Annotated in this window: 11 protein-coding genes and 1 tRNA gene; 4 read left to right on the top strand and 8 right to left on the bottom strand. The window is 46.5% G+C overall.

Annotation, left to right across the window (positions count from 1 at the left end):
* Nucleotides 1–45: 45 nt before the first annotated feature.
* The 4 genes from IZU26_RS11740 to IZU26_RS11725 all read left to right on the top strand — a co-directional run bounded on the left by IZU26_RS11740 (nt 46) and on the right by IZU26_RS11725 (nt 4,070).
* Nucleotides 46–1,059, top strand: a complete 1,014-nt coding sequence (locus tag IZU26_RS11740) for a TRAP transporter substrate-binding protein (protein ID WP_433279231.1) — start codon at nt 46–48, stop codon at nt 1,057–1,059.
* Nucleotides 1,060–1,131: 72 nt separating this feature from the next.
* Nucleotides 1,132–1,647: a TRAP transporter small permease gene (locus tag IZU26_RS11735; protein WP_433279229.1), complete on the top strand. Its 516-nt coding sequence runs from the start codon at nt 1,132–1,134 to the stop codon at nt 1,645–1,647.
* A complete protein-coding gene (locus tag IZU26_RS11730) occupies nt 1,644–2,918 on the top strand; it encodes a TRAP transporter large permease (protein ID WP_433279227.1) in 1,275 nt (424 codons plus the stop codon). The genes IZU26_RS11735 and IZU26_RS11730 overlap by 4 nt, the downstream gene beginning before the upstream one ends.
* Before the next feature lie 18 nt (nt 2,919–2,936).
* Nucleotides 2,937–4,070 (top strand): amidohydrolase family protein, encoded by a 1,134-nt coding sequence (locus IZU26_RS11725; protein ID WP_433279225.1) that lies wholly within the window; start codon nt 2,937–2,939, stop codon nt 4,068–4,070.
* A gap of 160 nt (nt 4,071–4,230) precedes the next feature.
* Here IZU26_RS11725 and IZU26_RS11720 read toward each other — a convergent pair whose 3' ends face one another.
* The 8 genes from IZU26_RS11720 to IZU26_RS11685 form a co-directional block, all read right to left on the bottom strand.
* Nucleotides 4,231–5,934, bottom strand: a complete 1,704-nt coding sequence (locus IZU26_RS11720) for a glycoside hydrolase family 3 protein (RefSeq protein WP_433279223.1) — start codon at nt 5,932–5,934, stop codon at nt 4,231–4,233.
* On the bottom strand, nt 5,931–6,872 hold the full coding sequence (trxB, locus tag IZU26_RS11715; RefSeq protein ID WP_433279221.1) for a thioredoxin-disulfide reductase: 942 nt from the start codon (nt 6,870–6,872) through the stop codon (nt 5,931–5,933). Before trxB ends, IZU26_RS11720 begins: the two co-directional genes overlap by 4 nt.
* A gap of 51 nt (nt 6,873–6,923) precedes the next feature.
* Nucleotides 6,924–6,995 (bottom strand) — tRNA-Cys (locus IZU26_RS11710).
* 96 nt (nt 6,996–7,091) lie between these two features.
* Nucleotides 7,092–9,185, bottom strand: coding sequence for a methyl-accepting chemotaxis protein (locus IZU26_RS11705; protein WP_433279219.1), 2,094 nt, complete (start codon nt 9,183–9,185; stop codon nt 7,092–7,094).
* A gap of 534 nt (nt 9,186–9,719) precedes the next feature.
* Nucleotides 9,720–10,526, bottom strand: coding sequence for a FecR family protein (locus IZU26_RS11700; protein ID WP_433279217.1), 807 nt, complete (start codon nt 10,524–10,526; stop codon nt 9,720–9,722).
* A gap of 57 nt (nt 10,527–10,583) precedes the next feature.
* Complete coding sequence (locus IZU26_RS11695) at nt 10,584–11,732, bottom strand: hypothetical protein (RefSeq protein WP_433279215.1); 1,149 nt, start codon at nt 11,730–11,732, stop codon at nt 10,584–10,586.
* Nucleotides 11,729–12,181 carry a hypothetical protein gene (locus IZU26_RS11690; protein ID WP_433279213.1) on the bottom strand — a complete coding sequence of 151 codons (453 nt, stop codon included), beginning with the start codon at nt 12,179–12,181 and terminating at the stop codon, nt 11,729–11,731. The genes IZU26_RS11695 and IZU26_RS11690 overlap by 4 nt, the downstream gene beginning before the upstream one ends.
* Before the next feature lie 88 nt (nt 12,182–12,269).
* A partial coding sequence (locus IZU26_RS11685; protein ID WP_433279211.1) for a hypothetical protein occupies nt 12,270–12,569 on the bottom strand: 300 nt, incomplete at its 5' end.

Below are 12,569 nucleotides of genomic sequence, written 5' to 3'. Positions count from 1 at the left end.
GGATTGGAGCCGTATAAAATAAACAACGCTTTATAGGAGGAAAGTATGAAAAAAATTATCGGTACGTTATTTATTAGCGTAGTATTAGCAACAATGTTATCGGCAATGGGACAGGATGAAAACAAAAATAATACAACACCTGTCATCTTTAAATTGGCATCAACACAAAGCCTAGAAATGCGCTCGCTAAAAGCATTACAGAGAATGGCTGATGACGTCGCAGTAAAAACGAATGGAAAGGTCGTCGTACAGATTTATCCTTCAAGCCAACTTGGCGATCAACGCGACTATATGGAAGGTATTCAAATGGGAACGGTTGAAATGTGCCTTATTGCTACCGGCGCCATAGAATCTTTCGATCCTCATTTTGCTATTTATGGTGTACCCGGCTTATTCCATACTTCTGAACAAATTCACGCATTTTATAATACGCCGATAAGTCAAAAAGTCTGTGATACATTCCTAAAAGAACACGGTGTTCGGACGCTCGGTTTATACGATGAGGGAATAAGGAATGTTTGGCTTGTTAATAAACAAGTTCATAAATTGGAAGACTTTAAAGGCATTAAACTTCGAGTACCGGAAGTCCCCGTATATGTTAAAATGTTTGAAGCGCTTAACTGCAATCCAACGCCGCTCACATGGGGAGAATTATACAGCGGACTTCAAACCGGTATCGTAGAAGGGTTGGAAAATAATGTCGAAATGGTTGTAACAAGTAATCTAACCGATATGATAAAATATGAAATAAAAACGGAACACGTCTATTCAACGCTATTACTCATGATCAACGAAAATGCATTGAATAGACTCGACACGGAAACAAAAAAAATATTTCTCGAATGCATTGCAGCCGGGAATGACGATGCGTGGAAGCAATTTACAGAAGGTCAAAAACAAGCATATCAAACGGCGGCCGCACGAGGAGTTAAGACAATTACCCTTTCTATTGAAGAAAGAAAACGCGTTGATGACAAACTTATGCGTGTGACGAGAGATACATTAAAGAACCTTTTCCCTGACTCCATATATGCTGAAATCGCAAATTTAAAGAAGTAATTGTTAATACAATTTTCCAAGCTACTATAATATTAATGTAGCTTGGAAATAAATATCAACAAAGGAGTTCCTATGTTTAAGAAGATCATTGACAGTTTTTTAAAAGGATTAGACTCGCTAAACAAAATATTATTATTTATTTCAACCGCGAGTTTTTTTAGTCTTTGCCTTACTCAGGTCATATGTCGATATGTATTCAACCATTCATTAAGCTGGTCAGATCAAGCATGTCGATATTTGTTCTGCATTACTACATTTCTGGGAACTGCGCTATGTGTAAAAGATGAATTACATACGACAATCGATATCCTAAGTGAAATAATATCGCCGAAAACAAAGTTATATCAAAAGATATATGTATACCTTATTATATTTTTCGTCGGTATCGTATTGATTTTTACCGGAAAAATTCTTAGTGTCGGTACAATGACACAAAAAACAACAACATTGCCAATTACTATGGGGGCCGTATATTCTATGATTCCTATTTCAGCGGCCATAATCTGTATCAATGCAATACGCGTTATCGTTAAATATATAAAATTAATAAAAAATTACAATACTCATGATGGAGGAAAAACACAATGACTATCGTGATTTTACTTATGCTATTCTTAATAATAATGCTCTCCGGTGTCCCCGTATCTTTTGCAACAGGTGCTGCTTCAATTTTATATATCTTAACACATGCGGAACTTCCAAATGTCATTATTGCACAAAGAATTTTTGTCGCTTCAGATTCATTTTCACTTATGGCGATTCCGTTATTCATTCTTGCCGGCGAATTAATGAATCAAGGTGGATTAACAAAAAAAATTGTTCGTTTATCTTCAACACTGGTAGGACATATCAGCGGCGGCCTGTCGTTAATAACTGTTCTTGCATGTATGATTTTCGCCGGTATGAGCGGTTCCTCAGCGGCGGCGGCAGCTTCAGTCGGATCAATGATGATACCCGCAATGAAGGAAAACGGGTACGATGATGCCTTTACAGCGGATGTTACGGCGGTGGGCGCCGTTCTCGGGCCTATAATTCCTCCAAGTATTGCAATGGTCATGTATGGAGCAATCACCGGTTTTTCAACAGGAAAACTATTTATCGGCGGTGTTTTTCCAGGCATTTTAACCGGTTGTATGCTGATGTTAACCGCATATACTATGGCTAAGCGACGCGGATATAAGGCTCAAAAAAAGATATCCTTCAAAGAAGTGATTTCCGCATTTAAGAATTCCATACTTGCACTTCTCATGCCGATCATTATTGTTGGGGGTATTCTTGCAGGTATCTTTACGGCGACTGAAGCGGGTGCCATCGGTACAATCTATGGAATTATTCTTGGACTTGTTACCAAAGAAATTAAAATAAAAGATCTACCGAGAATCTTTATTAACGCAGCAAAAACAACGGCAATAATTATGTTCATCGTCGGGACAGCCATGCTTTTCGGGTGGATTCTGACACAAGCGCAAGTTCCGCAGATGCTTGTCAAATCTATAAGTTCGGTATCCAAAAATCCGACAATTATTTTTTTTGTCATGTTAGGATTATTACTTATACTGGGTTGCTTTATGATCGATGCGGCAGTTATTCCTCTTTGTACCCCACTTTTTCTTCCCATTATTAAACAGTTCGGTATCGATCCTATTCATTTCGGTGTAGTCATGTGTATGATGACAACGACAGGAGGTATTACGCCACCGGTGGGAAATCTACTTTTCATTGCTTGCCAAATTGCCGGCGTACCTGTAACAAAGGCAGTAAAAACACTCATTCCCTTTTTCTTTACATTAATAGCGGCAATTATAATTTGCACACTTATTCCACAGACTATAACCTTCTTGCCCAGTTTTTTGAAATGAACACACGAGGATAACTTTATGTATAAAACAATTCTTATTAAAGACGGTGAAATATATAATATCTATAATGGTATACGTAGAACCAGAGATGTTTATATTGAAAATGGGATAATAAAAGATATCGATATATCTCTTAATATAAAAGCTGATATTGTTCTAAACGCAAAGAAAAAAATTCTTGTTCCTGGATTAGTCGATGCACACGCTCATCTTTTTCATAGTCCAAAGCAACTTGGACTCGATCCCGATATCGTACATTTAAAGAAGGGAGTTACCTTTGTCATCGACCAAGGCTCCTCGGGCGCAAATAATTATGAAGCATACCGCGATTTAGTATATTTAAAAGCAAAAACAAAGACATTAGCTTTTTTAAATTGTTCAAGGATCGGTATACCGGCTGGTGCATGGTCACAAAAAGGCGAACTTGATGACGCTGCCGATTTAGATGAAAATACATTTATTAAAACGTATACAAAATATAAAAATGAATTACTCGGCATTAAAATCAGATTATCGCCATATGTATGCCCGCATGATCCTCAAGGCGCATTAGAAAAAGTAGTACATATTTCAAAACAACTTGGTATTCGTATGGAAGTTCATCCGAACGACGCTGCTATCGAAGATGGAATATTATTCAATATGCTTAGAAAAAATGATATTTATACTCATACATATCATCCTTCAAGAGTTGGTATCCTAGACGAAAACGGAAATATAAAAAGATGCGTATTGGATGCACGAAAACGAGGTGTCATTTTCGATACTGCACATGGGGTAAGTAGTCTTTCGGTAACTATTTTAAAGCAAGCACTAGAACAAGGTTTCGAACCCGATATGATTTCAACGGATTTGCACAACGGAAACATCAACGGTCCTGTATTTGATTTACCGACAACTATATCAAAATTCATCAATCTCGGAATGCCCTTGCAACGAGCATTATATAAAGTAACCATCGCTCCAACTGAAATTTTTAATCTAAAAAAACAAACCGAAATTATGATCGATAAAGAAGCGGATATTGCCGCGTTCACCTTACAAAAAGGCAAATTCGATTTTTCTGATGGGGATGGACATAAATTTACCGGAAACCAATTTTTATCCCCAGAATTTACTATACTACATTCTGAAGTGTTTTTCCCAAATTAACAATTATCATGTTTTTATACGTCCCCCTTTTTCATATTCGCACGGCGCAAAAAACTGAAGTTTTTACACGTCCTATCGAACTTAATAATTTTAAACGCAAAACAGCGATACCTTGTTCAATTAGCGATGCGAGAAATGCACTTAAAAAGCGCCGCCGAATTTACGGTTTAAACGGCAGCGTACCACGGGCAGCGTATTCGCCTGCAAGGGCGCCGAACATCGCATCGAGCGTATACGACGACCAGCTGTATCCCATGACGACGGAATCCGCCCAGCCGAAATCGAGTGAGTGTTCGGGCGACATAATCGAAAAGATTACAACTCTCTTTCCGCTTCCTTTAAGCGTACGGGCGATGCGCGCAGACTGCGCATTCGAAACGCAGCAGACGATCGTGTCGTAAGAAGCGGCGCTTTCCAAGATATGGTCGCACATATACTGCGTTTCGTTCGGCCCCGGTTCCAGAGAAAAACGGTAATCGCCGGAAGACGCATAGCGCCGTTTTCCTTCGCTGAAAAAACGCGAAAGAGAGCCGACGAAAAGCACACGGCCGGCATCTTTTGCCGAAAGCGGCACCGTACCTTTTTTATACAGCGTAATCGAACGGCACGCCTGTTCGAGAAAAAATTTTTCGCCTTCTCTATCGGGGATATGCCGGCCGATCGCAGCGGCGTCGGGATAGAGAGGGGCTGCGTTTCCGCTTTTAAAATAGTCGAGCTTCGCTTTGAGGACGCGGTACGCCGCATCGTGAACGCGATCGCGAAATGCGCCGTCGGTTTTCATACGCTCTAGGTTTACCGACCACAACGGTTCGTTTAAGCGCGCCGTCGTAGAAGAGATAAGGATATCGTTGCCTGCCGCTATCGCGAGGTAAAACGCGTTCGTCAAAGAGCCCGCATAGAGCGTATCGCCGTTCATCATCATGTCGTCGGTAATTATCAATCCGTCAAAGCCGAGCTTTTCGCGCAGCAAATCGGTGAGAAAATATTTAGAAAGGGATGCGGGCGCACCGCTTGCGTCGATTTTCGGAAAACTCAAATGTCCCGACATGATCGCGGAGATTTTCCGCTTGACGAGGTATTCGAACGGGACAAGTTCGCGATGCGTAAAGGTTTTTTCGTCTATATCGATTTCGGGAAGCTTTACGTGCGAATCGCCGTCAGTATCTCCGTGTCCCGGAAAATGTTTTGCCGTGGGGATGACGCCCGCCGCAACGCTGCCGGCGCAAAAAGCCGCTCCGAGGATGCCAGCATATTCGGGATTGTCGCCGAAGGAGCGCGGTCCGATGATCGAAGAAGCGCGGTCGGTAAAGAGGTCGACCGACGGCGCAAAATTCATATTGATGCCGAGCGCTTTGATTTCGCGCGAAATATAATACGCGCTGTACCACGCGTCGACGGGATAGCCCGCCGCTCCGATCGCCATATTGCCCGGTGTAACGGACGTTTCGCCTTTGACGTGGCGGATCCAGCCGCCTTCCTGATCGGTCGCGACGAACAGCGGTATTTTAAATCTCGTCTGCGACGCGCTCCGCTGCAGCGAAAAAATAGAGTCTGCGACAAGGCGGATATCGTCGGTGTTCCATCCGAACACTTTTACGCTGCCGAGCCCGCGCGAAACCCAATCGTACAAAAGTTGTTCCGGTTCAGCGCCCGCCCAGCCGAACATAAAAATTTGCGACAGGCATTCCGCGTCGCTCATGCGCTCGACAATCGTACGCGCAAGTATATCGGCAGGATAATCGCTCCAAAACGTAACATTTGCCGGAAGCGGGCCGTTGGACTTTCCGCTCTGCGCAAAAAGCGGCGGCAAAGAAGCGATCATAATATTAATAATTAACAATAGTGATTTTGCAAAGCGTTTCATGTTCCGTCTCCGGGCGACGAAATGCGCTTTACGTATTCGGCGGCTTCATGCGCGGCAATCGCACCGTCGGACACGGCCGTGATAATTTGCCGGAACGGCTTTGCGCGCACATCACCCGCACAGTACAAGCCCGGTATAATCGTTTCCGTCTTTTCGTTCGTCACGATATAGCCCGACTTATCTTTCGGCAGCGTATCGAAGAGAGCCGTGCGCGCTTTCATGCCGACAAAGATGAAGACGGCGGCGGCGGGCAGTTCCGTCTCCGTTTTTGTTTCCGTATCTTCGAGCAATACGGATTGTACCCGTCCGTTTCCGCGGATTTCTTTTACGAGCGTATTGTATTTGATGCTTATGTTTTTTTCGTTTTTCACTCTTTCGACGACGGCGTATTCCGCGCGAAACTGCGCTTTGCGATGGACGAGCGTAACGTTCGGAGAAAGCGTTGCAAGGTAGAGCGCTTCCGTACATGCCGAATTCCCGCCCCCGACGACGACGATCGCTTTATTGCGAAAAAAAGGCCCGTCGCAGGTCGCACAGTATGAAACGCCCCTGCCGGTCAATTCTTTTTCGCCGGGAACGCCGAGCATGCGGTGTTCGGCGCCCGTCGCAATAAGGAGCGCGGAAGCGGTATAGACGCCGCCTTCCGCACGAACGTAAAACGTATTTTTGATTTTATCGATCGAAGCGATTTTTTCCTGTACGATCCGCGCGCCGAAAAATTCCGCCTGCTTTTTCATCGTGTCGATAAAATCGATTCCTGTAACGGCCGGAAAGACGCCGGGATAATTTTCAAGCTCGACGATCTGCAGCACCTGTCCGCCCGGACCGAACGGATCGAAGACAACCGTGCGCAAACCCGCACGCGCGGCATATTGTGCCGACGCGAGCCCCGCGCTGCCTGCTCCGACAATGATGTAATCACACGAAATGGTTTCCATACGCCGCCCCGATGAAAAAAAAGCCGGAACATCATACGACATTCCGGCCCAAGGCGTCGAGCGGAATTGAACCGCTGCATAAGGGTTTTGCAGACCCGTCCCTTACCACTTGGGTACGACGCCGTCTTTACTATAACAAAAAAAACGACAGTATGTCTAGAGGGTAAAAAGCGGCTCTGTAAAACAGAACCGCCTCATTACTTTTTTAAATGCATTTCATCACACTTTAAACTTGTCGACTTCAGCCGCCAGTCTTTGAATGCTCGTTTTGTTTTCCTGCGTGATCCGGTTCACTTCCTGCACCGCGTTGTTGATCTGCACCGCCCCCGACGCCATTTCATTCATGCTGTCGGTAATGATGCGCGTCAGATCGTCGAGCTTTCGCATCTCTGCGGCGACGCTCTCTCCGCCCTTCAGCATCTCTTCCGACCCCGCCTGTACTTCCATCGTCACCGTGTTGATGTTCTTTATCGCCGCGAGCACTTCTTTGCTCCCGTTTTCCTGCTCACGCATCGCTTCGGTCAATCGGTCGCTCATCGACTTTACCCGTTCCGATAAATTAAATATCGCATTGAACTTTTCTTCCGCCGTTTTCGCGGAATCGGACAACACTTCGATCTCTCCGCTCAGCGTTTTCAGCGTCGATGTGATTGTCTTCCCCTGCACTGCGGAATCTTCGGCGAGCTTTCGAATTTCATCGGCAACGACGGCAAAGCCCTTTCCCGCTTCTCCCGCGTGCGCCGCTTCGATCGCCGCATTCATCGCGAGCAAGTTCGTTTGACTTGCAATGTGTTGAATAACGCTCGACGCTTCCAACAAGCTCCCCGATTCTTCGGCGATTTGCTGCGTTACCGTATTCGCGTTGACGACCGTGCCTTTACCGTCGGCAGTCGCATTCGCAAGCGTTCTGATAACGTCATCGGTCTGTTCGAGCGTCTGCGAAACCGCGCCGATATTCGCGACCATCTCTTCAACCGATGCGGATGACTGCGCGACGCTCGCAGCCTGCGTTTCGATACTGCCGTTCAGCTGTTTGATCGTACGCACGATTTCTTCAATGGTGGCGGCGGTTTCGCTCACGCTTGCCGCCTGAGTCAGCGCCTGCTGTTTTACACCGTCGATATTGCTGCTTATTTCATGAACAGCACTTGCCGTTTCAGTCATATTCGATGCGAGCGTTGAGCCGACGTTTTCCATCGTGTCGCTGCTTTCTCCGACCGCTTTTATGGAAAGGCCGATTTTCGCAATCGTTTCGTTGAAGTATTCGGCCATATCGGTGATTTCATCGTTACCGTGTACGGGAAGGCGGACAGTGAGGTCTCCTTCTCCTTGCGCGATATTTTTCAGGGCGCCGACGGCATTTTGAATCGGTTTGATAACAGCGCGCGCGACGAAATAAGTGACGACAAGCGCGACAAGCAAAATAGCTATACCGGTGATAACCATTTTAAACATCAGCTCGGTTACCGTGCCCAGAAATTCTTCTACCGGTGCGCTTATGATAATCGTCCAGCCGGTTGTTTTCATCGTAGCATACGAAGCGATTTTACGTATGCCGTTATATTCGTAAAACCCTATTGACGGTTCGTCGATTTCAAGCGCCATTTTTTCAAATGCTGCAAAAGATGCGAGCGTTTTATCGGTTTCCGCCATTTTCAATATGTTTTCCATGTTTTTTACTTTACTAAAATCTTGCATCGCAACGGTCGTTCCCGTTAAACCGAGTACGTAACAATAACCGGTTTTACCGACAACGATATCGGAAATATCGTGCGAAAGCATTGAAGCTTCCACCGTCGCCAACAAAACGTCGGTCACCGTATGGTTGTCATCGTAAATAGGCACGGCAAAGACGACGATCAACACTCCGTCCAATCGCGACACAAGCGGCTCCGAAAGAAATCTTTTCCCTCGCGACGCAGCGATAAAAAAATCTCCTTTGGAAACGTCCAGCTGTCGGCCGTCGGCGGTGTGCCGTATACCGCGCATATCGGCTAAATCCATCCGATGAATTCTGTCGTTAAACGCCGCTTCCTTTTTTAAATACGCCGTTTTCTCCCGATATGAAACGGAGGGATCGTGCAGTATCGGAGCACGGGCGACACCTTCAAAAAACTGAAAAAAAGCATTTGCTTTTCCATCGACAATTTCAGCGACATCGGTCGCCTTGTCGATAAGATGCGTTTCAACTTTTTCGATAACAGCTTTGCGGGCTGAGCGTACGGCAAGCAGCGATTCGATAACGCCGGCTGCCAAAATTAATAATCCGAAAATAAGGATAAGCTTATAACGGATCGAAAAACGTTTTTTCAAGGTAAAGCCTCCAATAATATTTTTTTATTTATTATGCACGGCAATCATATAAGTTTGCCGATGCGTATTTCAGTATGATCGTCAAAACGATATAAAGCGGATGTCTTATTTGTCGTACCGGAAGAATGTACAAAAAGAGAGCGATAATAATCGACGGTATTTTTATTTTTTAATAATACGCTTTGGCAATGCGTAAGTAAATCATAATAATCGTGCAGCAAGTGTCGATAATTTTTTAATAAGCAATCGCAAGCGGAGAATAAACGTTTATAATTATTAACGGATTCTATTTTTCGGGGGGGGGGGGGGGGGGTAACAGAGTATTATTCAATTCAAAAGGATTCAATCTTATCTCCTTGTATTGGGATACAGTATAACACGAAATGCGTAATTTGAAAAGCGGAACGGAAAAATTTGTATGTGTATTTTAACGAATAAAAAAGCCGTACCGGAAATCGTTTGTTATCGTACGCTTCCGATACGGCCGTTTTATGTATTTCACAAAACTCTTTTTACTCTACAACGCGTTATACATCAATCGCTGAACGAAACACTCACTTTAATCGTACCGACATTTCCCGGTATCGATTCGCCGGCAGCAGCAGTCCGTGCGCTCGGGGTACCGGTACTGACGCGTTCGGTTTCAGCAGGAGTATTGACCGTAGCTGCCACTTGGGAAGCGGCGGCAGCGGCCGACTGCGCGGGGGTTACGCTCATGCCGTCGGAAGAAAACGCTACGGCTTGTCCCTGCAGTACGACGACGGCACCGGTAGGAGCTGCAGGCGCTATATCGGTCGCGCGCGTTGCAGCGTTCGACTCGCCTTCCGCAGGAGCTTCACTCGCGGCGGATGCGTTATATAGACGGCCGCTGTAGACGGCAACCGCTCCTTCCGTACAGGCAATCGAACCGTCCCCGCTGAAATCGAATTCGGTACCGCGCACGGAAGCGACGGCAACGGGATTTCGCACCGTGTAGTTTACACGCCTGTTTTCAGTCCGCTGTACCGTAGATTTGACCGCTCCCGTATTCAAATAGACGGCAACCGTATCGTTTTGTTCGCTCGCAGCAAGCTTTTCGAGCGTAACACGCGTCAACGCGCCGAGATGCAAAACCGAACCTTGATACCGGAGCATCGCTTTGGATTTAAATCCGGTCGAAATGATTTCCCCTTCAGAAACCGTATCGTTTGCGGAAAGCGGAACCCACGTACCGCCCCGCTCTACTTCCACTTTGCCTGCCGCCGAGACGACCGTCGCCGACGCCGCGCACAGCGGAAGCGCAACACAGAACGCCGCAAGCGCAGCGCAAACCGATTTTTTGATTGCCGCAGCAAAATTCATAAACAACCTCCAGTTGTCAATACTTATCGTTATCGCATCCGAAAATATAGGTTGCGATTAAAATACAAACGTTCCTCCGAAAAAACAGCAAATCTTATCGTTTTCGTTGTCTTTGCCTATATATTGATACATACCCGCGGAAAGCTGCAAATCGTGGAAAATATTCCACATCGCATCGAGCCGCCATTGAAAGCCGTTGTACGAAACCGTTTCAGGACACGCGAATACGAGGGCGAGTGACGATGCAACGTAAACCTTCGACAAAAACGTATACGAGCCGGACAGCATCGCTTTGATTTTGCTGTCATATTCGGTACTGAAGCCTGCCGTTTCCGACGCCAAAACCGCAGTCTGCGATGAAAATCCGCGGAACGGATCGAGCGCGCCGTTACTGCCCGAAGCGTATACGCCGGAAAATGCGACGGACGCTTTTTTGACAGGATAGAACGACAGCGACAATTTCGTCAAATTGGAAATCGTACTCACGTTTTCCGTACCGAGCGTCGTCGATGCGGCGTAAAACAGATTGCTCAAAATCGGGCCGGAAAACATCAGCGTACCGTAGAGCCGATGATAGGCGTCGCCGGAAAAATCGATACATGTCCACTCTTCGAGCGTGATATCCTGATTTAAAAACAGGGACGGAAAGTTCACCGAAAAACCGAGCGGAATGTACGAAGGGCCGAATACATAGACAGCGGACGCGTCTTCGGGTTTGACCGTCGTATCGGAAAAGCGCCGAAGGATCACGACATCGTGGCTGTTGAGCAGCCGCGTTATGCCGCCGTACATACTTACCGAAGCGATCGGCAGCGAATACTTCGCATAGATGCCGTCATTTATCTGGCTGAAGACAATACCCGTCGCATCGCTGAGCGAAAAGCGGCCGGCACCGAATTCGAACATACCGGTTTTACCGACATGAAAGGTTCCCGTCAATTTTAACAGGTTTATATCGACGATATTCTTTACGATATCGCCGTCCTGATCGTAGCGGAATTCGTACGAAGCGTCGGCGGCAAAGCGCAGCTGTTCGCCTATCGGCGTCGTAAGCCACGCGTGCGCTCCGGCGCTTTCGTACCAAAAAAGCGAACCGATTTTTTTCCCTTGATACTTCGTTGTAGTGTTGAATTTACCGCCCCAATCGAACGCACACAGGGGCACAAGCATAAGCGCGGCAAGCGCCGTACACAAAATCTTTTTCATTCGGCGCCTCCGTATGTCCGCAAGCACGCTGTATACATATTCAATACGTCGCTGCCCGATGCCTTTTTGGACGGATCGGCAGTTGCAGGAAGAATGCCGTCGACTTTAAACTGGCGGAACGTATAGCGCGCTGACCGCTTTGTCGCGCGGTACATGAGTCCGCCTTTGATATCCCACAATTTCGCCATCAGCCAAGAAAGCTCTTGCAGCGTTACCGCTCCGTTTACATCGGCACGGGAATTCGCCTGCCCCTTTTGTACAAGGGCATGGAGCGCATCCTCATACGAAGCGTTTTCGCCGACGAAGCCCTGATACACGGCCGAAAGATAGCACACTTCCCCGTACGTCGCTTTATCCGCGGCGATGAGGCGGGTAACAAAATCCGCACGCTGTGCATACGCCGTAACGCACAGCACAAAGACGGCCGGCAAGATACACATTTTTTTCATTCACATCTCCTCTCTTTATTACAATAACTTTACGATATACATACACCGCGTTTGCAGCAAAACCGCACACCCTTGTGCGGCGGTACGCTCAATCATCGGCGTAAAGCGCCCACGAATTTCCGCCGAGTCGTTTCCATGAGGCAGTAAAAGACAGCGATGGTGTGCATACAATCTCCACTTCGTCGTCGAAAAAGTCCGGTACCTGAGTATTCGCACCCGTATCGTCTCGCAAGATCGGATACGTTTGCATATCGGCTTTCGCGTGTTCTTTTATCTCCGCTTCGGTAGGACTGGAATCTCGATACTCCACTATCACCTTTCCGACATCATCGACAAGCGGTCTTACGATGACGATCTTTCCGTTTTGTCCCGGAGAAGACCGCTCAGC

The sequence above is a fragment of the Treponema sp. SP13 genome, assembly GCF_050938355.1.
GTDB classification, from domain to species: Bacteria; Spirochaetota; Spirochaetia; order Treponematales; family Treponemataceae; genus Treponema_D; species Treponema_D socranskii.
This window is presented reverse-complemented; position numbering and strand designations above follow the sequence as displayed.